This window comes from Leisingera sp. SA215 (assembly GCF_055902035.1).
In genome coordinates this window covers 1-21,833 of sequence record NZ_JBVVXU010000003.1, presented here as the reverse complement: position 1 = coordinate 21,833, position 21,833 = coordinate 1, and the positions used below count along the sequence as shown (strand labels likewise).

Sequence of the window (21,833 nt, the reverse complement as noted above, 5' to 3'; positions counted from 1 at the left end):
CCACGCCCGATTGTAAGGGCAATTCTCAAAATTGACCGGCACAGGCGGGAGCCTCGCCGCTGCCGCTGATGCCAGCCGGGTCTGCTGTGCCGGTTTAGCCGGCCAGAAGCCGCAGGCCTTGGGTCACATCCGAGCGCACCGCCAGACGCAAGCCCGGTTCATCCCCAGCCTTCAGCGCCGCGATGATCAGGCGGTGGTTCTGCGGCGGATCGGTGCGGCGCAGCCGGCCGTAAAGCGCCCGCATGGTGGGACCCAGCTGCAGCCAGACGGTCTCGGCCATCGCCAGCATGGCCGGCGCCTGGGCGCGCAGATACAGAGTGCGGTGGAACTCCAGATTGGTACGGATATAGCCGACCGCGTCGCGTTTGGTGACCATCTCGGCCACTGTTCCGTTGATCATCTGCAGCCGGTCGATCAGGGCCATATGCGCGCGCGGCAAGGCACGGCTGGACAGTTCCACCTCCAGGAGTGCGCGCAGGGCGGCCAGCTCTTCGATCCGCTCGTTGGTAAGCTCCGGCGTCGACACCCGCCCCGAAGAGGACAGAAACAGCGCGCCCTCGGCCGCCAGCCGCCGGACAGCCTCGCGCGCGGGGGTCATCGAAACTCCGAATTCGCGGCCGATGCCGCGCAGCGTCAGCGCCGCGCCGGGGGTGATTTCACCATGCATGATACGGGTGCGCAAAGCGCGGTAGACACGGTCGTGGGCCGGGGCGGCAGCGTCCTGGGGAGAGCGGGCAGTCAGGTTCATCCCCTCAAGTGATCACAAATAGCGCCGCGGTCAAGCGGATAGATCCGCACGTAAGATCACGGCCAGCGGCCACGGGCTGCAGGGCGCAGGCTGCAGATCTCAGGCCGCAGATCTCAGGCCGCAGATCTCAGGCCGAGGGTGACGGGCAGAGGGAGACGGGCCGTGGGTGGCAGGCCACGGGTCACGGGCGTCCAGGCAGCCCTGCCAGGCTGAACCCCGTCCGCAGCCGCTGCAGCGCGCTGCCGGGCCCGGCCCCGGCAGCATAGGGAAAAGCGCCTGCGGCCTGATCCAGTGTCAGCCCTGCGGCCAGCAGCTGCGCGCAGGCGCTGCCGGCTTCGTCAAACCGGCCCAGTGTGGCCAGCCCCGCGCAACGCACCGCCTGGGCCAGCTGCGCCCGCGGTTCCAGCGCCAGCGCCGCACCGGCAGTGTCAACGGCTGCTTCCACCTGCCCGGCATCAAACAGCATCGACGCACGCAGGCTGTGGTACAGCGCAGGCGGCACCGGATTGAGCCGCAAAGCAGTGGTATAGGCAGCCTCGGCGGCGGCGCCCCGCCCCTCCATCTGCAAAAGCCAGGCCCGCAGCAGATGGCCATCTGCATCGTTCGGGAAAGAGCGTTCCAACGCCTGCGCAAGGGTCAAGGCGGTGTCCGCTGCGCCGCTGAACTGCGCCGCAAGGGCGCGGATGCGCAAGGTTCCGGGTGTTTCGGGGAGCCCTTCGAGCAACTGTGCCGCCTTGGCCGCGCGCTGCGGCAGGCGGGCCAGAGGGCCGGTCAGCAAATCCAGGTCGAGCTCAGCCTGCAGCACTTTTGCCTCTGCCAGGCCGGGGGCCAGCTGCAAAGCCTGTTCCACGGCCAGCCTGGCCTCTTGCTGCCGGCCGGCCGCCAGTTCGCTGCGGGCAGCCAGCAGCTGCATCAGCGCTTGATCCGGCACTGCCGCCGCCGCGGCCTTAGGCACCGGCTGGCTGAAGACGCTGAGAATATCTGCCGCCACTGCAGGTGCCAGCCCGGACAGGCTGGATTGCGGCCGGGGCGGCAGGGCGGCCTGCCCGGACGGGCTGCGGATCTCCAGCCGGATCCCCTGCAACGGAGCGGCAGGCAGGTGGCCGCTGACCAGGAACTCTGTTCCCAGCAGTTTCGCCGCCTGGTCCGGCGGCAGACCGGCCGCGGCGCGGCTGCTGGCCGGTGCCACCACTGCCAGGCCCGGCACCGCGGCAAGCGCGCGGATCACCTCGCCGGTGACCGCCTGAGCCAGTTCGGGAGATGCCGAGGCCGCCGTGAATGGAAGCACGGCAACCAGCGGCCGCGTCTGCTCAGCCCCGCCGGCCGTCTGCCACGCCCCTTGCAGACCCGGCATGCCCGCGGCCCACCAGCCGCCGCCCGCCGCAGCCAGAACCGTAAACGCAGCCAGCGCCAGCCACACAGGCCGCCCGGCCCGCCGGCGCGGTGGCGAAGCTGCCCGGACCGCATTTTCTGATGCGGCGGCCGGGTGCAGACTGGGCAGCGAGGTCAGCTCGTCGCCGAGCACATAAACCTGCACAGGCTCGGGAATGTTCTTGACCTCATGCAGGCCCAGGTCCTTGAACGCATAAGGAATGCGGCCCCGCACCTGGCCGTATGCTTCGGCCGACAGGGCCACCCCCCCAAGCGGTGCCAAAGCCTCCAGCCGGGCCGCGATATTGACGTCATCGCCATAAATATCGCCCTGGGCAATCAGCACCTCGCCCAAGGTGATGCCGATCCGAAGCTGGAGGTGGCGGTTGCGGGCGGCGGCGGCCTGGATCCCGGCTGCCGCCTCCACCGCCGAGATCACGCTGGGAAAAATCGCCAGCACCCCGTCGCCCATCAGCTTGATGATCCGGCCCTCATGGCTGCGGATCGCCGGGGCGATCAGGCTTTGCTGCTGCGCCAGAAGCTGGTTCAGCGTGCCCGCCTCATCCTCGGCCATCAGCCGGCTGAAGCCAGAGACATCCAGCACAAATATGGCAGCAAGGCGTCGTTGCGGTTTGTCTGACACGGGCAAGCCTCAAGAACCGGTAAAACTGGAAACAGGTACCTGCCAGAAGCTTAGCCCGCGCATCCGCGGGGTCAAAGCCTTGCCGCTATTCGCCGAACCGGTAACGGTGGAGGCCGGCGCCGTTTTCGCGCAACCAGGCCCGCGGCGCCTCGTATTGGCCGTAAAGGCGTTCAACCACCGCCCAGAAAGCTGCCGAATGGTTCATCTCCTGCAGATGCGCCACCTCATGGGCGGCGACATAGCGCAGCACCGCGGGCGGCGCCAGGATCAGCCGCCAGGAATACATCAGCGCGCCATCGGCGGTGCAGGACCCCCAGCGCGACCGGGTATCGCGCAAGGTCAGACGGCTGTAGCCTTTGCCCAGCCGGGCGGCATAGAAATCCGACGCCTCGGCCAGCCGGTTGCGCGCCAGCTCCTTCAGACAGCGCTGCAAGACCCGTCCCGGATTGTCACCCGGCACCGCAATGCGGCCCGCATCCAGCTGGATGCGCCGCCCCGGCGCGCGCTCAACCACCCGGTTCTGGCCATCGACCGGCAGCAGGGTGCCGAACCCCGCCTCCACCGTTTCGGGATGCTTTTCCAGATGCGACCGGATCCAGTCCGCCTTCTCCTCGGCAAAGGCGAGTGCGGCCCGTTCCGGCAGGCTTTTGGGCAATGTCAGCGTCACCCGCCCGTCCAGCGAAGAGATCCGCAGGCTGATCCGCCGCGCCCGTGCCGACCGCCGCAAAGTCAGCGGCACCGGCGGGTCTCCGGGCAGGTGATGTGTGGCCATGCGCGCGCCCCCTTTCCGGCAAAGGCTTTGACAGTCCCCCCCTCATATGGCAAGGCACCGGAATCGTCGATACGACTCACCAGTAAATCAAGGGGATCCACATGCCCAAGGAAGAATGGGGTGTAAAGCGCGTCTGCCCCACCACTGGCAAGCGCTTTTATGACCTGAACAAGAACCCGGTTGTCAGCCCCTACACGGGCGAGGCCGTCGAGCTGGACACCGGCAAGACCCGGATGATCGAAGCCGATGCCGAAGATGCGGCCACCCTGAAGGCCAAAGAGAACCTCGAAGGGGATGACGCGGTTCTGGAAGATGACGACGACGTCGATGTTGATCTGGGCGATGATGTCCTGGACGACGACGATGACGAGGACAACGTCCCGCTGGAAGAGATTGCCGACATGTCGACCCCAGAGGACGATTCCTAAGGTATTTCCAGCCGCCCGGGGACGCGCCTTGCCTTCCCCGGGCAGCCCTCCGGCAGTGCCGGGAAAAAAGTTTGGAACCCGGCGCATTTTCCGCTTGCAGCCTGCGCCGCCGTCCCTTAAACGACGCTCACACCGCAAGACGGACCGCACCGGAGACGGAACGGCCACTGGAAAGCGGACAGGTTTGGGGCCTTAGCTCAGCTGGGAGAGCGCCTGCATGGCATGCAGGAGGTCAGGAGTTCGATCCTCCTAGGCTCCACCAAATCTTCATAAAAGCTCAGACAGTTCTGCCGTTCCCGTCAGAGAATTTGCCTCTGCTGCGCAGATGGATGCTGTTTCCCTTCGAGACTCTATGCTGCCTCGATCCACGCCCAGTGCGTAAAGATCGACACGCAGCCCTTTCCCTTGTCAAACCCGAGGATGGCTCATGAGTGACCATTTCTTCGTCGTGACAGGCGGCCCGGGTGCGGGCAAGACCAGCCTGATCACCGAGTTTGCCCGCCGCGGCTTCCACACAATCCCCGAATCCGGCCGCGCGATCATCCGCGCAGAGATGCAGAGCGGCGGTGATGCCCTCCCCTGGGCCGGCCGCATGGCCTATGCCGAACGGATGCTGGAGCAAGACCTGCGCGCCTACAGCGCGGCACAAGCCCTCTCAGGCCCGGTTATCTTCGACCGCGGCATTCCCGACATCGTGGGCTACCTGACGCTCTGCGGCCTCCCCGTGCCGCCCCACGTCGCTGCAGCGGCCCGGACGGCCCGCTACAACCATCGCGTCTTCCTGGCGCCTTACTGGAACGATATTTTCACTCAGGACGCAGAGCGCACGCAAAGCCGGGCCGAGGCCGAAGTGACCTGCGCAGTCATGCGCGAGACCTACGCCGCGCTCGGATACGAGATAGTGGAACTTCCCCGCACCGGCACCGCACGGCGCGCCGACTTCATCGAGACGCACTTGGCCTTTTGAAGGTGCCTCCCACGCGCTGCAGCCCAAACACCGTTCCTGCGCCCCAGCAGACCCTCGAATTCAGCAGCGGGTAAACAGGGCCAAGGCAACGTCGTCCGGGTGCAGCATTAGGCAAGGCATGAGTACGAACCGCGGGCAGCGGTCGTTCGCCGTGGCCTGAACCGATGTCAGAAATACGCAAGCAGCGGACGACCGAGGCGGCGGCCTGGTTCAACGCAAAGCGCAGGAAGCGGCCATAGGCCTAGAGCAAGGCCGCGTGGAAGGATGCCCCTGCAAAGAAAGCACATTTAGCCGTTGCGGTGTTCGGCAGAGGGAACTGCCTAATCCCTCATTGATTGAAAGGATGGTCTATTGCAGGCCTGCGAGGAAATTTCAGCGGACCAGTGGACAGTTTCAGCCCTGAACGGGTGGAGCGCCTGAGCTTTACCGCCGGGCTGGAAGTATGGAAGGCCGAAGCCTTCCAAATTCTTTGTCAGTCTGCATCGGCAGTTCCCTCGGCCCGCAAGCGGGCCCGCCTTGCGCGGTAACCAGGCAGCAGCACAAGTATGACAGCCAGCCCCAGAAGGCCAAGCGTCATCGGCCGTTCCAGGATGAACCCGAGCCCGTCATAAAGCTGCATGGAGCGGGCAAAGTTGTTCTCCAGCATGGAGCCCAGAATGAAGCCGATCAGCAAGGGCGCCAGCGGGTAGTCCGCAAACCGAAGCACCGTTGCGCAGATGCCCAGCCCCACCAGGATCAGCAGTTCGGTTGCGTTGTTCTGCCCGATATAGGCCCCCATCAAGGTGAAAAAGAGAATGAAGGGGATCAAGTAAGTGCGCGGCACCGCCAGCACCTTGGCGATATAGGGGATCAGCGGCAGGTTCAGAATCAGCAGGATCAGGTTGCCCAGATACATTGAGATAATCACCGCCCAGAAAATCTGCGGCTCATCTATCATCAGACGGGGGCCAGGCGAGACATTCAATGCTATCAGCGCCCCCAGCAGGATGGCGGTAGTGCCCGATCCCGGGATGCCCAGCGTCAAGAGCGGCACAAAAGAACCGGTGCAAGCGGCATTGTTGGCGCTCTCCGGCGCGGCGAGGCCCTTTATAGATCCTTTGCCGAATTGCTCCTGCTCTTCTTTCGGGGCGAGATTACGCTCCACCGCATAGCCAAGGAACGAGGCGATCGTGGCGCCGGCCCCGGGCAGGACACCGATCAGAAATCCCTGGATCGACTGCCGTCCGATCACCGGGATGATGGCTTTGGCTTCCGCACGGGTGATCCGCAGGTCCTTGATCTCGCTGCTGTCGCCACCGGTCTTGGACCGGGACGGGTCGAGCACCAGATACATCGCTTCGGGCAGTGCGAACATCGCCATCGCGAGGGTGATGAACCCGAAACCTGATTGCAGGTCCATGATGCCCATGGTGAAGCGCGGCATGTTGAAGAGCGCGCCCTCGCCCACCGTGGCCATGATCAGCCCCATGAGGGTCATCAGCACCGCCTTGCCCGCCTGTCCGGATCCGGCAAAGGCGGCAATGGCCGAAAGCCCCACCACCATCAGCGCGAAATATTCAGCCGAATGGAACAACAGCGCAACTGTCGCCAAAGCCGGGGCAAAGACCATCAGCAGGATCGCGCCAATGGTGCCGCCGGAAAAAGACGCAATGGCAGCGACTGTCAGCGCCTTGCCGGCCTTGCCCTGGCGCGCCAGCGGATACCCGTCAAACGATGTGGCCACGGTGGAGGCAACCCCGGGTGCGTTGATCAGGATCGACGATGTGGAGCCGCCAAAGATCGCCCCGTAGTAGACACCGGCCAACAGGATCAGCGCGGCGGAGGGATCGCCGATGGAGATCGCCACCGGGATCATTATGGCGATAATCGACATCGGCCCCAGCCCCGGCAGCATGCCGATGAATGTGCCGATCAGGCAGCCGCCGATGACCATCAGCAGGTTGGTAAGGGAAAAGGCCGTTTCAAGACCGGTCAGGATGCCTTCAAGCATATCAGCCTCCGTGTGTCAGAATTGCAGGCCAGGGGCTGAGAAAGATCCCCAGCACTTCCTGCACCAAATACCAGACCACACCTGCAGCCGCGGCCGCGATGGGAAGCAGGATGTGCAGTTTGCGCTCCCCCAGGACAAAGGCTCCGGCTGCCAGAAAAGCGACGGTTGCAGGCAGAAATCCCGCGGGGCGCAGCAGCAGTGCATAGGCGGTCATCATCCCCAGCAGCAAAAGCGCCTGGCCAAGCTTGTAGTCCGTCAGCCGCCGGTAATTGATTTCCATCGGCTTTGGCTCATCCGCCCCCTTTTCCAGCCCCAGCAGCACATAAAGCGCTGTAAAAATGGCCATCACCGACAGGAGCTTGGGAAAGGTGCTGGGCCAGATCGGGTTGCGTTTCATAAACGGCGGCAGCGCGCCATCCATGGTGAAAAACGCCGTATAGCCATAGGCAAGGCAGATCATCAGAATGATCAGGGCAATCCATCTGTCGAGGGCCATATTCAACTCCGGCTGTCGTGTTTTATTTTGCGGGGCCGGGGGCGCTGCTCCCGCCGCGCATTGCGCGGCGCCCCCGGCAGCGCGCGGGTGGAACCCTCGCATAGACCGGGCGCGCCAGGCCGCCCGGTCAGAGGAATCCGAGCTGTTTCATCAGATCGCCGATAACCTGTTCCTGTGCTTCCAGGAAGCTGCGGAAATCCTCACCCGAATTGTGAATGTTGACCCAGCCGTTGCGGGCCCGGACCTCTTCCCATTCGGGGGTGGCGTACATCTTGGCCAGCGCGGCCTGAAAGGCCGTCAGCCGGTCTTCCGGCAGCCCCGGTGCAGCGAAGAAACCGCGCCAGTTTACAAATGCGGTGTCGAGCCCCTGCTCCTTCATCGTCGGGGCATCCGGGTAGCTGTCCACCCGCTCCTCGGATGTTACACCGATGATCTTCACCTCACCCGCATTGGCCAGATCGATGGCCTCGGAAAACCCGGTGCTGAGCGCCGATATTTCACCGGAAAGCAGCGCCGCCATGGCCTTGCCGCCGGCGTCATAGGGGATGTATTTCACCGCGGTCGGGTCTTCGCCTGCGGCCTGCATCACCATGGCTGCAACCAGATGGTCCATGCCGCCCGGAACCGAACCGCCGCCAACGGCGGTGCCGCGCGGATCCGCCTTATAGGCGGCCAGAAGGTCGGCCATCGAATTGATCGGGCTGTCCTTGCCAACCACAAAGGCCGCGTAATCGCCAATGGTGCCCGCCACCAGCGTCAGGTCGCGGAAGTTCTGCGGAAACACACCGGTCAGTGAACGGATCACGATAGGGGTGGAGTTCACCATCAGCGTGCCGTGCTGGCTGGAGGCGTTCTCGATCAAATAGCCGATAGCCTTGCCGCCGCCGCCGCCGGACATGTTTTCGTAGGAGGCCTTGCCGACCAGGCCGGAAGCTGTCAGCGCTTCGCCGGTGCCGCGCGCGGTTCCGTCCCAGCCGCCGCCCGCTCCGCCGGGTATCAGAAAGTGGATGCTGTCCAGCACCTTCTCTTCGGCATTGGCCGGTGCGCCAAAGGCCATGGCTGCTGCCGCTGCCGCGATCACAGTCCGCCGCGTCAGGCTCCAATTGCTCATCTTGTCCTCCCATTTGACAAATCGCGGTCTCGCCGCTCATGACTGAAGGGGAGCACAGCAAGCTGACACGGACCTGTCACAGCTCTGTCATACGGTGCTCGGAAAGGATGAACCGCTATGCGCTTCCTGCTGGTTGAGGATAATGAAAGCCTGGCAAATGCTATTCAGGCCCGGCTGCGGCTGGACGGGCATGCTGTGGACCATGCCCCCGATGCCGGCACGGCATGTGCATTTTCCGACACCACCGATTATGATCTGATTTTATTAGATATTATGCTCCCGGACGGTGATGGCCGCAGCTTTCTGAAGAACCACCGCGATAACCGGAAAGAAACACCTGTCATTGTGCTGACTGCCCGTTCGGAGGTCTCGGACCGGGTTGGCATGCTGGATCTTGGCGCCGATGATTATCTGACCAAACCGTTCGATTTTTCCGAGCTGGAGGCCCGCTGCCGGGCAGTGCTGCGCCGCCGCGGAGGCGGCAGTTCCAACCTGCGGCGATTCGCAAATTTGCTGTTCGATCCGATGGCAGGCACCCTGTCGTCCGGCGGAAAGACCATCAGTTTGCGGAACCGGGAGTTACGCCTTCTGGAGGTGTTTCTGAATGCGCCGGACCGGATATTCTCCAAGTCCAAACTGGTGGACAGGCTGTTTTCCTATGACGAAGAGGTATCGGAAAACGCGATTGAGGTCTATGTCGCCAGGCTGCGCAAGCATTTGGCCGGATCCGGGGCAGAGATCACCACTGTGCGCGGGCTTGGTTACCGGTTGTCGCTGGAATGAGCGCAACGGTCAATGTCAGCGGATCGATCCGCCGGCGGCTGCTGCTGCAGCTAATGGGCAGCGCCGCACTTCTGGCCGCTCTTCTGTTCCTGGCAGTGCTGGGATTTGTCCGCAATGTTGCGGAAGAAAGCCATGACAGGATCTTGCTGGCGTCAGCAACTTCTATCCTGGAGTCGGTTTCCGTCCAGTCCGGTGAAATTACTGCAGACATCCCCTATGCCGCCCTGTCCATGCTGGGCAATGTGAGCGATGACCGGGTGTTTTACCAGATCGCAACGCCGGCAGGTGTGCTGACCGGATATGCGGATCTGCCGGTGGCCGGGCCGCCCGTCCAGCCGGGCCAGCCCTTGTTTCAAACCGCGCGCTACAAGGCGGAAAGCATCCGGTCGGTGACCCTTTTCCGGCGGCTGTCCGTTGAGGGCGCGCCGGTTGCTGTTCAGGTTTCGGTTGCCCAGACCCGGTCAGGCCAGGCTGCCTTGCTGGCGCAGCTTTCGTGGTCTGCGCTGTACCTCGGTGTGGGGTTCTTCGTGCTGGCATCCGGCCTCGCATTCTGGTCCACCCAGTCCAGCATTACCCCGCTCAGATCCTTGACCGAGGCAATTTCGCGCCGCGGCCCCAAAGACCTGCGCCCGGTATCCCGTCCGGTACCCTCCGAGATGTCGCCGCTGGTGTCCTCGCTCAACAGTTTTATCAGCCGTCTGCAGACATCACTGGCCCGGTCCGAGGATTTCATCGCCGAGGCCGCGCACCGGGTGCGCACGCCGCTGGCAACGGTGCGCGCGCAGGCCGAGGTCACCCTGATGCGGATAGAAAATGAAAACAACCGGACCAGCCTGCGTGAAATGATCCGCGCCATCGACGAAAGCTCCCGCGCGGCGGGGCAGCTGCTGGACCACGCCATGGTCTCGTTCCGGACGGACAGCCTGGAACTTGAGGACGTCAATCTGACGGAACTTGCCCGGGACCTGGCTGAGCGGCTGCAGCCGGTGGCCGAACTGAAGGATATGTCCCTGCATTTCGAAGGCCAGGATACCATCAGACTTCCGGGCGATGGCATTCTGCTGCAAAACGCGGTCCGCAATATTCTGGACAACGCCATCAAATATTCCGGCCGGGACAGCGAAGTCTGGATTCGTGCAGTCTGCCGCGGCGGCTGCGCGTGCATAGAAATAGAAGATCAGGCGGGCGGGTTTAAATGCGAAGACACAGAAGCGCTGACCCGCCGTTTTGTCCGCGGCGCCAACGCCCGGAATACAACTGGTTCAGGGCTGGGGCTGACAATTGCCCGCGAGGTGGCCGAAGCCCATGGCGGAAAGCTGATCATTGAAAACAGCCAGACAGGAACAGGCGCGTGCGTAACGCTTTGCTTTCCCTTGCACTGACCTTCTTGACCCTTGCAACGCTGGCGGCCGCTGGCTTTGAGGTGGAGGAAAGGCACTGGATCGGTCCGCAAGACGGCACGCCGCTGCGGATCATTTCGACCACTGACACAGCTATTCTTGCCCCTCTCATTGAAAGCTTCCTGCAAAAGCACCCCGGGACAGCTGTAGACTATACCGTCGCCAACAGCAGCGAGGTGATGAAAGCGGTGCTCAAAGGAGAAGAGCAGTTTGACGTGGCGCTGTCCTCGGCAATGGATCTGCAGACCAAACTGGCAAACGACGGGTTCACCCGGCCCCATCAGTCCGCATTTACTGCGCTGATCCCGGACTGGGGGAAATGGCGGGATCATGTGTTTGCGTTTTCGCTTGAGCCTGCGTCTGTTGTGGTATCCGCGGCCGGTTTCCGAGGCCGGGATATTCCACGCACACGCCAGGATCTGATTGCGCTCATGCGGGCAGAACCGGAGAGGTTCCTGGGCAAAGTGGGCACTTATGATGTGGCGCTCAGCGGGCTGGGGTATCTGTTTGCGACACAGGATGCGCGGACGTCCGAAACTTACTGGCGGCTGATGGAAGTCACCGGCAGCCTTGAACCGGTCCTGTATTGCTGCTCTGCCAGTATGATTGAAGACATTGCTGTTGGAGAGATCCTTATTGCTTACAATGTTTTAGGCAGCTACGCGCGGGCACGGCAGGACCTGAAAGACAAGATCATTGTCATCGACCCGGAAGACTATACCCATCTGATGATGCGGTCTGCGGTGCTGTTGAGCGGCGGCGGGCAGCCTGATCTGGCGCAGCGGTTTGTTGACCATCTGGCATATGCAGCCTGGTCGCAGCCGCCGGGCGCTGAATACCCGTTCCACCCCCCGTCCGCGGAGTTCATCGGCGCGGCAAACTCGAAACGGCTGATCCAGCTGGGGCCTGGCCTGCTGGTGTATCAGGACGCCGAAAAGCGCAGGCGTTTCATGGCGGAATGGTTCAACGCGATCAGAAAGCAGTAAGCCAGTTCCGCAGCCGCGTTGACCGGTGCCTCCTGGGGGTCCCCCTACGGGCCGGCATCAGATCCCGGATCCGGACCCTTCCAACCCGTGTCCGCTTTGCCGTAACGGCAGCCGGCGGGACCTGTTTGCTGGCGCACGAAAAATTCTTGACAAAACAACTAAGACTTCTTACGGCTTCCCGCGCCATGGAGGCGTGAATTCAGCAAGACATCGGCGGCTCATCTTATTCCGCAGCCGGTCCAGCCACTCCCTAAGAACATGGTCTGCAGGAGATCCTGGGGCCGTAGACCGGAAAGGTTTTGTGATGCTGTGGCCAAGGCTGAAACCGCCGCGAGCCAGATCCGCGCAGCCAGCCTGCCGCGGTTTGTTTTGCCGGGCGTTCCGGGACGGGCGCGGGATCCGTGCCGGCCATCAGCTGGCATCGGCGCTGTCGCATTCCAGACGGCTGAGCCTGGATTATACGCGGGATCATCTGCTGCGGGGAGGGCTCTAGGATGACAGTCTCCGGCCGCACAGAGGCAATGATGCTGCCTGGCAGCAGTGGCAGCGGCACATTTGCAGAGCGCACGCTGGCGGAGCGAGGGCAATACCCCTGGTATTTCCTTTGGTTTGCCTGTGAAAAGGCAGAGGCCCGGCACCTCCGCGTGGCGTTCAATGCAGGGCGGGAATGTCCCAAAACCAGTTATATTGCAGCATATTGGAGCCAGTCATGATCAATCGTTTCTCTGCAGCGCTGGCGGCGTTTTTGATGTTCGCCGCAGCTTGGGCGGCAGCCCAGGAAACCCCTGCCGCGCCAGTGCCGGATATTGCATTTGGCGCGCCCGGGGGCGCTGTGCCTCAGCTGCCGCCCTCCGCGCCGGGGCTTGAAGTTCCAGAGGCCGGCGGGGATGCCTTTGCCGTAACTGAGGCTGGCACTGCCCCCCTTTCAGACCCGCTCTCCAGTCAGGATGAGCTGGCCCAGATAGCAATTGACGCATCGTCCAAGGCACTGAAATTTCTTCGCGATGGCGGCCCTTCCATCTGGGCGATCGCCGTCCTGTCGGTGGTCACATTGGCGCTGATCCTATGGAAGATCTGGCGTCTGGCGCTGATCGGCGCCTGGTCGCGCGGCAAGGCAGGCCAGGCCGTGGACGCCTTTGAACGCGGGGACCGCGCCGCGGCCCAATCCATCGTCAAAAACCGGATCGGCGTGCGTTCCCAAGTCGTCGGCGCAGCACTGGCCGCCGCCGCGACCCTGCCCGAGGACCGCGCCCGCGAAGAAACCGCCCGGGTGGCCAAACTGCATCTTGCCAGCGCTTCCGCCGGTCTTGGCGCACTGGAGCTGATTGCAACCATCGCCCCGCTTCTGGGTCTGCTGGGCACCGTTCTGGGCATGATTGCCGCCTTCCAGGCATTGCAGGCGGCCGGCTCCAAGGCCGACCCCGCCCTGCTGGCAGGCGGCATCTGGGAGGCGCTGCTGACCACTGCGGCAGGCATGGCAGTGGCGATCCCCGCCTCGGCCGCGCTGACCTGGTTTGAAGCAGTGATCTCCCGCATCCGCCGCGATCTTGAAGACAGCGCCACCCGTATCTTTATCGCCCATGATCCGCAGCCGCTGAAGCTGGCGGCCGAGTAGCCCGATGGAGTTCACCCGCCCCCTGAAGCCGCGGCGCAAGCCAAGCCTGACACCCATGATCGACGTGGTGTTTCTGCTTTTGGTTTTCTTCATGCTGGCGTCGCGGTTTGGCACCGATGCGGTGCTGCAGCTGCCGCTGGCTGCGCAGGGCGGCAATTACACTGGACCGCCGCGGCTGGTCGGCATCGGTGCGGGCAATCTGGATGTGAATGGCGTGCCGGTGGCAGACAGCAACCTGATCCAGGCACTGGCACCGCTGATGCGGAACCCCTCCGATATGCTGATCTTGCGCGGCCGCGACGGTGCCGACCTGCAGCGCATCACCGATGTGACAGGGCTGCTGCGGCAGGCGGGTTACAGCAATTTTGTATTGGTGGAATAAGGAGACCCGCATGGACCTGACAGAGGCGCCCCGCCGTCCGCGAACTGAATCCATCGTTCCGATGATCAATGTGGTATTCCTGCTGCTGATCTTTTTTCTGATGACCTCGCATCTGGCGCAGCCGGATCCGTTTGAGGTGATACCGCCGGACGCAGCAATTGAGGCGGAACCCGAAGGCGGCGCTGTGCTGCACATCAATGCCGAAGGCCGGATCTATTTCGATGGGATCGAAGGCGACGGAGCCCTCGCACGGCTGGCGGCGGTCAGTGCCGGCACCGAGGTGCTGCAATTGCGCGCCGATGCCCGGCTGGAGGCAAAAGCCCTTGCCCGAATTCTGCGCCGGCTGGCGGCAGCAGGGCTGAGCCAGGCTGAACTGGTGGTCCGCCAGCCATGAAACGTGCCGCCGAACTTACCGTCTTTGCCGGACTTGCCGTGTTGATCCATGTGGCGCTGTTTGCCCGCATGCCTGGTTCCGGCACCCAATCCAGCGGTGCGGGCGGCACTGCGATGGTGTCGATACAGGCGGCGCCTGAAGCGGTGGCAGAAATGGTTGAGGCTTGGGAACGCCCGCCGCAGACTACGCCGCAGATTGAGGCCCAAACTGTTGAACCGCTGCCGCCGGTCGACGCCCCTGCCCTGCCGCTGCCGGCTCTTGCCCAGGCACCGCGGGCCGCGGCACAGATCGCCATGCCCAAACCAGCGAGAGCGGATGTTCTGCAGATAGTTACTGCACCGGCGCCTCCGCCGCGGCAACCAGAACCGAAGCTGGAGCCGGAGACCAAACCTGCGCCCAAACCGCAGGCCCAGCAGGCCCGTAAGTCCCAGCAGGCCTCCGCCGGGCGGGCTGAACAGCGCGCCGCGGGATCGGGCGGCAACACTCAGGCTGGACAATCCGGCGGGGCACAGGCGGCAACTGCAGAGGCCGGCCGCCGGGCCAAGATTCGCAGTATCTGGGGCGCCAGGATCCGTGCCCGTGTGGAACGGCGCAAACGCTATCCCGCCGGCGCCAGCGGCAATGGCCAGGTTGTGGTGCGGCTTACAGTCTCCAAATCAGGCCAGTTGCTGAGCCACCGGGTTGCGAAGTCCTCAGGCGTCGCTGCCTTTGATCAGGCGGCGTTGCGTGCCGTTGCCCGAGCCGGCAAGTTCCCGCCGGCCCCGAAAGAGCTGCAGATCAATCAAATCAGCTTTAACCTGCCCATGAGTTTCTCGAAATAACCCGTGGCAAGGCCGCCGCTCAAGCCTCCGCCGCGGGGAACGCCCCGTGGCCAAGGTCAGTCCGGAAGTTCCGGTGCAGGTTCGGAGGCCCTTCCAGTGCGGACACAGGCGCGCGTGCCGCCGCGCGGTGCGGCGGCCTGCTCCGGGCCCGGATCCTGGATCAGCGCATTCAGCCGAAGGCGGGCAGACCTTCGTGGCGGTCCCCTGACGCGTATTTGTTGAGTCGGTGATGCGGCTGGACGCTGTCCAGATAGCGCGGATCCACACCGGCGGTTATCGTCATACAACCGGTCCGACCGCACGGCGCAGCAGATCCGCGCTTGGCTTCCTGCATATTGCCGCCCTTTGCGGCGCCCAGCTGACACCAATTGAAGGCAGCAATCCCGGCCGGAACCGGCCAAGACCGGGCGCATCTGCGCCGCCGGGCCGCTCACGCAATGCTCAACAATGTGGCCCTGCAAAGGCTTGCCACACCTCTCCCGGCGCTTAAGGTGGAACCCGTACGCAGCAAATCGAGGTCAACGTATGGAAGATCTAGCCCCCGCTCCGGACCTGAAGCCGGAAACAGCGCAGCCAGACCTGCCCGCCAAACCGCCGGGGCTGCATGAACGGGCTCTGCATCTGCTGGCCAGGCTGCTGCCGCTGGCGTACTTCCGGCGGCCGCCAAAAATTATCATCATCGACGCCACCAACAGCTGCAACCTGCGCTGCCCGGTGTGCCCGGTTACTTTTGCTATGCAGCGCAAGCGCGGCATGATGAAGCCGAAGGTGTTCCGCAAAATCATCGACGACTTCAAGGACCAGCCGGAAAAACCCGCGATCTACTTCAGCTTTTCGGGCGAGCCGACCCTGCACAAGGACTTGCCCGATTTCATCGCCTACGCCCATGAAAACGGCCACGATACCTATCTGTCGACCAATGCAACCCGGCTGACGCCGGAGATGAGCGAGCGCCTGATCCGCTCAGGCCTTGCCCGCGTGAACCTTTGCATGGACGGTTTCTCGAAGGAGGCGCAGGAAACCTATCGGGTCAACTCCGACTTCGACAAGGTCAAGGCCAGCATCGAAGGGTTCCTGAACATCAAAAAGGACCTGGGTTTCAAAACCCCGGTCACAGTGCTGCAAACACTGCTGACCAGCTATTCCGAACCGCAGATGGACGAAATGGAAGACTGGGCACGGAACGCAGGCTTTGACCGGGTGCGGTTCAAGACGTTCTCGATCGGCTCCTACACTTCCGCCGACCAGAAACGCGAATTTGCCCATTTCCTGCCGCGCCAGAAGGAGTTGCGCCGCCACCCGCGCCACACCAGCCACGCAATGTGCACGGTGCCGCTGTTCCAGTCGGTGGTGTTCTGGAACGGCGATCTGGGCCTGTGCTGCATCGACTACGACCAGGTGATTCAGCTGCCGAATGTCGAGCAGGACGGCTTTCTGGCCGCCTACCGTTCGGATGAAGCCGCCCGCGCCCGCAAGCGCGGCTTCCTCAAGCAATTCGGCATCTGCAAAACCTGCTCCTTCTCCAACGCCGAAAACATGGGCATCCGCCGCGACCTCAGGAAATAGCCCGGGATTTAGGCCGTTTCATCTTTCCGGAAATACTCCGGGGGCGAAGGCCGCCAGGCCGAGGGGGGGCAGGCCGAGGGGGGCCAGGCCGAGGGGGGCCAGGCCCCCTCCCCTTTACCGCTGCAGCAGAATTGGGAACCAGTCCTCGCGCAGCCGTTGGCCAGGCTGCATTTCGTGGCCCGGAAACGGCGGCGAAGTGGGGCCGGGGCGCTCCACGTAGCGGGCATCATCCCCCACCAGCCGCAGCGAGAACGCGCGGCGGCGGGAGGCGGAGGTATTGCCGCGGGCGCCGTGCAGGGTTTTGTAGTTGAAAGCAACCGCATCGCCCGGCTGCATCGGGTATTCCAGCACCGTCATACTGTCGTCCGCATCCGGATCGGGCACCTGCATGTATTGGCCTTCATCCGGAAAGAAACCGTCCTCCGAAACCCAGCGGGTCGGCAGCACTTCCTTTTCCCATTTGTGCGAGCCTGCAACGCAGCGCAAGGCCGCTTCCTTCACCTCATCAAGCGGCGACCAAAAGCTGATGGTCTGCTGCCCCTCGACAAAATAGTATGGCCCGTCCTGATGCCATGGGGTCGGCATCGATGTGCCAGGCTCTTTGACCAGAACATGGTCGTGGAACATTTGCACCGAGCTGGATTTCATCAGGTCAGCGGCAACTTGGGCGACCGGGGATTGCTCGATCGCCTGCTGGAATTCGGGGATCCGGGTCCAGTTGCAGTAATCGTCAAAAAAGCGCCCGGTCTGGCCGGCCTTTTCGTTATTGGACGCATATGGCCCCGGGTTTTCCATATTGGCGGCTATACCGGAACGCAGCAGTCCGACCTGTTCGGCAAACAGCCCGCGGATAAGGACAACGCCGTCACGCTGAAACTGTTCGACATGTTCAGGAGTAATAAGGGGGTGGACCATGGCTGCCTCCGCTGCTGAATGATGCAATTCTGTTGCGTCATTCCTGCCGGTCAAAGGGCATAGTTTCAAATCATATCTTTCTATTATACACTTAACTTGATGTTATACCTTACGTTGCGCCATTATGAATACATCTGCGCCGTGGCGCAGCATGGCAGCCTGTCAGCAGCGGCCGAGGCGGTGCATGTAAGCCAGCCTGCCCTGTCTGCGGCCCTCAGCCGGATCGAGGCGCACCTGGGCCATGCGCTGTTCTTGCGCCGCCGCGGGGCCGCGCTGGCATTGACACCGCAGGGCCGGGAGTTCGCGGCCCAAGCGCAGGACCTGCTGGACCAGGCCCGGCGGCTGGAAGATCCAAAGGGATCCGGTCCCGGGCAAAGACGGATTATGCTGGCCTGCTTCTCAGACCTTGCGCCGTTTTTGCTGGCCCCCGCGCTCAAGGTGCTGAGACGGGCGCTGCCTGAGTTTGAGATCCGCCACCGCGCCTGCGGGTTCGCCCCATTGATCAATGCTCTGACCGAGGGCGAGGCGGATCTGGCCATCACCTATGATCTGGGCTTGGATGCCGGGTTCAGCCGGGCGGAACTGGACCGGTTTTCCCCTCACGCCCTGATGCCGCCCGGACATCCGCTCGCGGGCCGCAGCGATCTTTCCCTGGCGGAGGTGGTGCTGCATCCGCTGGTGCTGTCACAGGAAGGCTTGTCGGTGCAGCACATGCTGGGGCTGTTCAAGGCGCATGGTCTGGTGCCGCGGATTGTCCACCGGGCGGATTCGCTGGAATTGCTGCGCAGCCTGGCGGCCAATGGCGAAGGCGTCGGCATCAGCTACAGCCTGCCGCCCGGCGGGATGAGTTATGATGGCAAGCCATTGTGCGCTGTACGGATCACAGACAAGGCCGCGGAAGAACCGGTGATTCTGGCCACCCATGCCCGATTGCCGGACGCGTCGCCAGCGTCCAAAGCGCGTGACATACTGTGCAGAACGTTCAGCGCCGGCCCGTCAGACCTTGCGCAGGCGGATCACCACATCGACTGAGGCGATCTCCATCCCCTCCGGCGCTTGCGGCAGTTTCTGAATCACCAGTTCCTGCGCCGGGGCATCGCTGACCCGGCCCTCGTCCTCCCAGAAAAAATGCGGATGATCATGGGTGTTGGTGTCGAAATAGCTTTTGGAGCCGTCCAGCGGGATCTCCTGCAGCACGCCCGCATCGCAGAAGGCCCGCAGCGTGTTGTAGACGGTTGCCAACGATACGGCAGCGCCCTTTTTTTTGGCCGACTCAAAGAGGCTTTCGGCTGTGATATGCCGGTGCTTTCCGTCGCCGACCAGCAATTCGGCCAGCGCCACCCGCTGCCGGGTGGGTCTCAGCCCGGCATCCGTCAGCCAGCGTGTGGCCGCATCTTCGCTGTTTGGCGTCATGAGCAGATCCTGCATCGCGTTGCTGACCGTATATATAGGTGCAACACCCCGGGTTTTTCAAATGAAATTCATTCGCAGCTGACCGCCGGTTTCCTGTGCGCCTGTGGCACATTCAGCGCAAGAGTGACGCGGGGTACCCTTGCAGGACCCTTTGGCCGGGTGTTACAGGAGGCCAGATATACCAATAGACCAGACCCCAGGCAGGAGATGCGCCCGAATGGCCGATTACCCGAGCAGCTTTGACAAGGACGATTTGCTGAAATGCGCGCGGGGCGAGCTGTTTGGGCCGGGCAACGCTCAGCTGCCTGCTCCGCCAATGCTGATGATGGACCGGATCACGGAAATTTCCGGCGATGGCGGCGAGCATGGCAAGGGCCATGTGATTGCAGAATTCGACATCACCCCGGACCTTTGGTTCTTTGACTGCCATTTCCCGGGCAACCCGATCATGCCTGGCTGCCTGGGCCTGGATGGCCTGTGGCAGCTGACCGGTTTCAATCTGGGCTGGCGCGGCTGGCAGGGCCGCGGCTATGCGCTTGGAGTGGGCGAGGTAAAGCTCACCGGCATGGTGCGCCCGGACCGCAAGATGCTGACCTACCGGATCAACTTTACCAAGGCCGTTCAGACCCGCCGCCTGACCATGGGGGTCGCCGATGGCATCGTCGAAGCGGACGGTGAAGTGATCTATCAGGTCAAAGATATGAAAGTGGCCCTGTCCGAGAGCTGATAGGCTCGTCGGTCAGACAGGCACCTTAACAACAGGAGTACGCCTATGCGTCGCGTCGTCGTCACCGGTCTGGGGATTGTGTCCTCCATCGGGAACAATGCTGAAGAGGTCCTCGCCTCGCTGAAGGCAGGCAAATCCGGCATCGAAGCCAGCCCCGAGATGGCTGAGCACGGCTTTCGCAGCCAAGTGGCCGGCACGCTGAAGATCGACACGGCCGCGCATGTGGACAAGCGCACCCTGCGGTTCATGGGGCCCGGTGCGGCTTACGCCCATATCGCGATGAGCCAGGCGATTGCCGATGCCGGCCTGAGCGACGATCAGGTGGTCAATGAACGCACCGGCCTTGTGGCAGGCTCAGGCGGCCCGTCGACCAGCGCCATGCTGGCCGCGCATCAGGTGGTGCAGAAAACCGGCGCGACCAAGCGCATCGGCCCCTTCGCGGTGCCGAAATGCATGTCCTCGACGATCTCTGCCAACCTGGCAACCGCCTTCAAGATCAAGGGCATCAACTACTCGATCACCTCGGCCTGTTCGACCTCGCTGCATTGCATCGGCAATGCCGCCGAGCAGATCATGATGGGCAAGCAGGACGTGATGTTTGCCGGCGGCGGCGAGGAGCTGGACTGGACCCTGTCCTGCCTGTTTGACGCCATGGGCGCGATGTCCTCCAAATACAACGACACGCCCGAAAAAGCCTCGCGCGCGTTCGATCAGGACCGCGACGGTTTCGTGATCTCCGGCGGCGGCGGCATCGTGGTGCTGGAGGATCTGGAGCACGCGCTGGCGCGCGGGGCCAAGATCTATGCCGAGGTGACCGGCTTTGCCGCGACCTCCGACGGGCACGACATGGTGGCCCCGTCCGGCGAGGGCGGCGAGCGGGCGATGCGGCTGGCGCTGTCCACCCTGCCCGAGGGCCGCAAGGTTGATTACATCAACGCGCATGGCACTTCGACCCCCGTGGGTGACGTGGGTGAAGTCGAGGCCGCGCGCCGGGTGTTCGGCGAAGGCAAAGTACCGCCGATGTCCTCGACCAAGTCGATGACCGGCCACGCCCAGGGCGCTGCCGGCGCGCTGGAGGCGATTTTCTGCCTCTTGATGCTGGACAACGATTTCATCACACCGTCGATCAACGTCGAAACCCTCGCCGAAGGCATCCTGCCGGGCGAGATTGCCACCGCACTGGTGGAAAACGCCGGCCTCGATTCGGTGATGACCAACAGCTTCGGCTTTGGCGGCACCAATGGCTCGATGGTTCTGAGCAAATACAAGGGATAAGTGACGATGGCGGGACTGCTGACCGGCAAGCGCGGCCTGATTATGGGCGTTGCCAATGACCGCTCCATCGCCTGGGGTATTGCCAAAGCCATGGCAGAAGCCGGGGCTGAACTCGCCTTCACCTATCAGGGCGAAGCCTTTGGCAAGCGACTGGAGCCGCTGGCGCAGAGTGTCGGCTCGGATTTCATGGTCGATGTGGATGTGACGGATGACGCTTCGCTGGATGCCGCGTTCGAACAGCTTGGCAGCCGCTGGCCGTCACTCGATTTCGTGGTGCATGCAATTGCCTATTCGGACAAATCCGAGCTGACCGGGCGCTTCCTCGACACCAGCCGGGCGAATTTCAAGAACTCGCTGGATATCTCAGCCTATTCCTTCATCGAAGTGGCGCGCCGCGCCCACCCGATGATGAGAGAAAACGGCGGCACCCTGCTGACCCTGACCTATCAGGGGTCGAATCAGGTGGTGCCGAATTATAATGTGATGGGCGTGGCCAAGGCTGCGCTGGAGTCGGCGACCCGTTACCTGGCCAATGACCTCGGCCCTGAGGGCATCCGTGTCAACGCAATCTCGCCCGGCCCGATGAAGACGCTTGCCGGTGCCGCCATCGGCGGCGCCCGCAAGACCTTCAAGCACACGGCCCAGAATGCGCCAATGCGCGAGAACGCCACGCTGGAAGCAGTCGGCGGCACCGCGGTGTACCTGGCGTCTGATGCAGGCGCTTGCACGACCGGTGAAATCATCCGGGTCGATGGCGGTTTCCATGTGCTGGGAATGCCGCAGCAGGATCATCTGTAAGCAGCTAGAGTCTGCTGACATCTAAAAAGGCGCCCTTGGAGGCGCCTTTTTTCTATTCCAGCAGTGGTTTCAGGACGCCGAGATTTTGCAGCGCGTTCGCCTGCCTCTCATCCGGCATTCTCCCGCCCGTCGCCGGGCTTCTGGCAAAGCCCGCTTCCATTGGGCGTGGCACTGCGCGTGGCGCAGTGTCACGCCCCAAACCACCAAACATTTTCCCGCCCCAACAGAAAAA

At 63.2% G+C, this 21,833-nt stretch carries 23 protein-coding genes and 1 tRNA gene; 15 read left to right on the top strand and 9 right to left on the bottom strand.

Annotation, left to right across the window (positions count from 1 at the left end):
* Positions 1-94 precede the first annotated feature (94 nt).
* From AC0KW6_RS05755 to AC0KW6_RS05745, 3 genes are all read right to left on the bottom strand, one after another.
* Positions 95-748, bottom strand: a complete 654-nt coding sequence (locus tag AC0KW6_RS05755; RefSeq protein WP_129369684.1) for a GntR family transcriptional regulator — start codon at positions 746-748, stop codon at positions 95-97.
* 181 nt (positions 749-929) lie between these two features.
* Entirely contained in the window at positions 930-2,723 is a 1,794-nt protein-coding gene (locus AC0KW6_RS05750; RefSeq protein ID WP_474034381.1) for an adenylate/guanylate cyclase domain-containing protein, read from the bottom strand.
* Between the two features lie 124 nt (positions 2,724-2,847).
* Positions 2,848-3,534 (bottom strand): M48 family metallopeptidase, encoded by a 687-nt coding sequence (locus AC0KW6_RS05745; RefSeq protein WP_323779338.1) that lies wholly within the window; start codon positions 3,532-3,534, stop codon positions 2,848-2,850.
* 101 nt (positions 3,535-3,635) lie between these two features.
* Here AC0KW6_RS05745 and AC0KW6_RS05740 point away from each other — a divergent pair, with 101 nt between their 5' ends.
* The 3 genes from AC0KW6_RS05740 to AC0KW6_RS05730 all read left to right on the top strand — a co-directional run bounded on the left by AC0KW6_RS05740 (position 3,636) and on the right by AC0KW6_RS05730 (position 4,929).
* Complete coding sequence (locus AC0KW6_RS05740; protein ID WP_323779340.1) at positions 3,636-3,962, top strand: TIGR02300 family protein; 327 nt, start codon at positions 3,636-3,638, stop codon at positions 3,960-3,962.
* A 186-nt stretch (positions 3,963-4,148) separates the two neighbouring features.
* Positions 4,149-4,224: transfer RNA gene (locus tag AC0KW6_RS05735), tRNA-Ala, on the top strand.
* A 165-nt stretch (positions 4,225-4,389) separates the two neighbouring features.
* The gene (locus AC0KW6_RS05730; RefSeq protein WP_323779342.1) at positions 4,390-4,929 is read left to right on the top strand and encodes an AAA family ATPase; all 540 of its coding nucleotides are present in this window, start codon (positions 4,390-4,392) and stop codon (positions 4,927-4,929) included.
* 472 nt (positions 4,930-5,401) lie between these two features.
* Here the strand turns inward: AC0KW6_RS05730 and AC0KW6_RS05725 are convergent, their stop codons facing one another.
* From AC0KW6_RS05725 to AC0KW6_RS05715, 3 genes are all read right to left on the bottom strand, one after another.
* Entirely contained in the window at positions 5,402-6,919 is a 1,518-nt protein-coding gene (locus AC0KW6_RS05725; RefSeq protein ID WP_323779344.1) for a tripartite tricarboxylate transporter permease, read from the bottom strand.
* Position 6,920: 1 nt separating this feature from the next.
* Complete coding sequence (locus AC0KW6_RS05720) at positions 6,921-7,415, bottom strand: tripartite tricarboxylate transporter TctB family protein (RefSeq protein WP_323779346.1); 495 nt, start codon at positions 7,413-7,415, stop codon at positions 6,921-6,923.
* Positions 7,416-7,542: 127 nt separating this feature from the next.
* Positions 7,543-8,526 (bottom strand): tripartite tricarboxylate transporter substrate binding protein, encoded by a 984-nt coding sequence (locus AC0KW6_RS05715; RefSeq protein ID WP_474034379.1) that lies wholly within the window; start codon positions 8,524-8,526, stop codon positions 7,543-7,545.
* Positions 8,527-8,643: 117 nt separating this feature from the next.
* Here AC0KW6_RS05715 and AC0KW6_RS05710 point away from each other — a divergent pair, with 117 nt between their 5' ends.
* From AC0KW6_RS05710 to AC0KW6_RS05675, 8 genes are all read left to right on the top strand, one after another.
* Positions 8,644-9,309, top strand: coding sequence for a response regulator transcription factor (locus AC0KW6_RS05710; RefSeq protein ID WP_323779349.1), 666 nt, complete (start codon positions 8,644-8,646; stop codon positions 9,307-9,309).
* Positions 9,306-10,691, top strand: coding sequence for a sensor histidine kinase (locus AC0KW6_RS05705; protein ID WP_474034378.1), 1,386 nt, complete (start codon positions 9,306-9,308; stop codon positions 10,689-10,691). Before AC0KW6_RS05710 ends, AC0KW6_RS05705 begins: the two co-directional genes overlap by 4 nt.
* A complete protein-coding gene (locus AC0KW6_RS05700; RefSeq protein WP_474034376.1) occupies positions 10,661-11,695 on the top strand; it encodes an ABC transporter substrate-binding protein in 1,035 nt (344 codons plus the stop codon). Before AC0KW6_RS05705 ends, AC0KW6_RS05700 begins: the two co-directional genes overlap by 31 nt.
* Before the next feature lie 709 nt (positions 11,696-12,404).
* The gene (locus AC0KW6_RS05695) at positions 12,405-13,310 is read left to right on the top strand and encodes a MotA/TolQ/ExbB proton channel family protein (RefSeq protein WP_323779355.1); all 906 of its coding nucleotides are present in this window, start codon (positions 12,405-12,407) and stop codon (positions 13,308-13,310) included.
* Positions 13,311-13,314: 4 nt separating this feature from the next.
* Positions 13,315-13,692, top strand: a complete 378-nt coding sequence (locus tag AC0KW6_RS05690; RefSeq protein WP_323779357.1) for an ExbD/TolR family protein — start codon at positions 13,315-13,317, stop codon at positions 13,690-13,692.
* Positions 13,693-13,702: 10 nt separating this feature from the next.
* Complete coding sequence (locus AC0KW6_RS05685; protein WP_474034375.1) at positions 13,703-14,086, top strand: ExbD/TolR family protein; 384 nt, start codon at positions 13,703-13,705, stop codon at positions 14,084-14,086.
* Complete coding sequence (locus tag AC0KW6_RS05680; RefSeq protein ID WP_474034374.1) at positions 14,083-14,907, top strand: energy transducer TonB; 825 nt, start codon at positions 14,083-14,085, stop codon at positions 14,905-14,907. The genes AC0KW6_RS05685 and AC0KW6_RS05680 overlap by 4 nt, the downstream gene beginning before the upstream one ends.
* A 525-nt stretch (positions 14,908-15,432) precedes the next feature.
* Positions 15,433-16,473 carry a radical SAM/SPASM domain-containing protein gene (locus AC0KW6_RS05675; RefSeq protein ID WP_323779363.1) on the top strand — a complete coding sequence of 347 codons (1,041 nt, stop codon included), beginning with the start codon at positions 15,433-15,435 and terminating at the stop codon, positions 16,471-16,473.
* A 114-nt stretch (positions 16,474-16,587) separates the two neighbouring features.
* Here AC0KW6_RS05675 and AC0KW6_RS05670 read toward each other — a convergent pair whose 3' ends face one another.
* Positions 16,588-17,388: a phytanoyl-CoA dioxygenase family protein gene (locus tag AC0KW6_RS05670; RefSeq protein ID WP_474034372.1), complete on the bottom strand. Its 801-nt coding sequence runs from the start codon at positions 17,386-17,388 to the stop codon at positions 16,588-16,590.
* A 99-nt stretch (positions 17,389-17,487) separates the two neighbouring features.
* On the opposite strand from AC0KW6_RS05670, the gene AC0KW6_RS05665 reads away from it, so the two are divergent.
* Entirely contained in the window at positions 17,488-18,420 is a 933-nt protein-coding gene (locus tag AC0KW6_RS05665) for a LysR family transcriptional regulator (RefSeq protein ID WP_323783802.1), read from the top strand.
* On the opposite strand, the gene irrA is transcribed toward AC0KW6_RS05665, so the two are convergent.
* Complete coding sequence (irrA, locus tag AC0KW6_RS05660) at positions 18,385-18,801, bottom strand: iron response transcriptional regulator IrrA (RefSeq protein WP_323783804.1); 417 nt, start codon at positions 18,799-18,801, stop codon at positions 18,385-18,387. The genes AC0KW6_RS05665 and irrA overlap by 36 nt on opposite strands.
* A gap of 217 nt (positions 18,802-19,018) precedes the next feature.
* On the opposite strand from irrA, the gene fabA reads away from it, so the two are divergent.
* From fabA to AC0KW6_RS05645, 3 genes are read left to right on the top strand one after another with little or no spacing between them, the layout of a single operon-like run.
* A complete protein-coding gene (gene fabA, locus AC0KW6_RS05655) occupies positions 19,019-19,528 on the top strand; it encodes a bifunctional 3-hydroxydecanoyl-ACP dehydratase/trans-2-decenoyl-ACP isomerase (protein ID WP_024088754.1) in 510 nt (169 codons plus the stop codon).
* A 45-nt stretch (positions 19,529-19,573) separates the two neighbouring features.
* Complete coding sequence (gene fabB / locus AC0KW6_RS05650) at positions 19,574-20,803, top strand: beta-ketoacyl-ACP synthase I (RefSeq protein ID WP_323783806.1); 1,230 nt, start codon at positions 19,574-19,576, stop codon at positions 20,801-20,803.
* A gap of 6 nt (positions 20,804-20,809) precedes the next feature.
* Positions 20,810-21,601, top strand: a complete 792-nt coding sequence (locus tag AC0KW6_RS05645) for an enoyl-ACP reductase FabI (protein ID WP_323783808.1) — start codon at positions 20,810-20,812, stop codon at positions 21,599-21,601.
* Positions 21,602-21,653: 52 nt separating this feature from the next.
* Here AC0KW6_RS05645 and AC0KW6_RS05640 read toward each other — a convergent pair.
* On the bottom strand, positions 21,654-21,833 hold a 180-nt coding region (locus tag AC0KW6_RS05640; RefSeq protein ID WP_474034369.1), incomplete at its 5' end, for a hypothetical protein.

Excerpts from the sequence above, each read along its gene's own strand:
- AC0KW6_RS05755 (WP_129369684.1), bottom strand. The coding sequence starts at position 748 with ATGAACCTGACTGCCCGCTCTCCCCAGGACGCTGCCGCCCCGGCCCAC.
- AC0KW6_RS05695 (WP_323779355.1), top strand. The coding sequence starts at position 12,405 with ATGATCAATCGTTTCTCTGCAGCGCTGGCGGCGTTTTTGATGTTCGCC.
- AC0KW6_RS05645 (WP_323783808.1), top strand. The coding sequence starts at position 20,810 with ATGGCGGGACTGCTGACCGGCAAGCGCGGCCTGATTATGGGCGTTGCC.
- AC0KW6_RS05665 (WP_323783802.1), top strand. The coding sequence starts at position 17,488 with ATGTTATACCTTACGTTGCGCCATTATGAATACATCTGCGCCGTGGCG.
- fabB (WP_323783806.1), top strand. The coding sequence starts at position 19,574 with ATGCGTCGCGTCGTCGTCACCGGTCTGGGGATTGTGTCCTCCATCGGG.
- AC0KW6_RS05715 (WP_474034379.1), bottom strand. The coding sequence starts at position 8,526 with ATGAGCAATTGGAGCCTGACGCGGCGGACTGTGATCGCGGCAGCGGCA.
- fabA (WP_024088754.1), top strand. The coding sequence starts at position 19,019 with ATGGCCGATTACCCGAGCAGCTTTGACAAGGACGATTTGCTGAAATGC.
- AC0KW6_RS05730 (WP_323779342.1), top strand. The coding sequence starts at position 4,390 with ATGAGTGACCATTTCTTCGTCGTGACAGGCGGCCCGGGTGCGGGCAAG.
- AC0KW6_RS05740 (WP_323779340.1), top strand. The coding sequence starts at position 3,636 with ATGCCCAAGGAAGAATGGGGTGTAAAGCGCGTCTGCCCCACCACTGGC.
- AC0KW6_RS05690 (WP_323779357.1), top strand. The coding sequence starts at position 13,315 with ATGGAGTTCACCCGCCCCCTGAAGCCGCGGCGCAAGCCAAGCCTGACA.
- AC0KW6_RS05745 (WP_323779338.1), bottom strand. The coding sequence starts at position 3,534 with ATGGCCACACATCACCTGCCCGGAGACCCGCCGGTGCCGCTGACTTTG.
- AC0KW6_RS05720 (WP_323779346.1), bottom strand. The coding sequence starts at position 7,415 with ATGGCCCTCGACAGATGGATTGCCCTGATCATTCTGATGATCTGCCTT.
- AC0KW6_RS05705 (WP_474034378.1), top strand. The coding sequence starts at position 9,306 with ATGAGCGCAACGGTCAATGTCAGCGGATCGATCCGCCGGCGGCTGCTG.
- AC0KW6_RS05670 (WP_474034372.1), bottom strand. The coding sequence starts at position 17,388 with ATGGTCCACCCCCTTATTACTCCTGAACATGTCGAACAGTTTCAGCGT.
- irrA (WP_323783804.1), bottom strand. The coding sequence starts at position 18,801 with ATGACGCCAAACAGCGAAGATGCGGCCACACGCTGGCTGACGGATGCC.
- AC0KW6_RS05725 (WP_323779344.1), bottom strand. The coding sequence starts at position 6,919 with ATGCTTGAAGGCATCCTGACCGGTCTTGAAACGGCCTTTTCCCTTACC.
- AC0KW6_RS05685 (WP_474034375.1), top strand. The coding sequence starts at position 13,703 with ATGGACCTGACAGAGGCGCCCCGCCGTCCGCGAACTGAATCCATCGTT.
- AC0KW6_RS05710 (WP_323779349.1), top strand. The coding sequence starts at position 8,644 with ATGCGCTTCCTGCTGGTTGAGGATAATGAAAGCCTGGCAAATGCTATT.
- AC0KW6_RS05675 (WP_323779363.1), top strand. The coding sequence starts at position 15,433 with ATGGAAGATCTAGCCCCCGCTCCGGACCTGAAGCCGGAAACAGCGCAG.
- AC0KW6_RS05680 (WP_474034374.1), top strand. The coding sequence starts at position 14,083 with ATGAAACGTGCCGCCGAACTTACCGTCTTTGCCGGACTTGCCGTGTTG.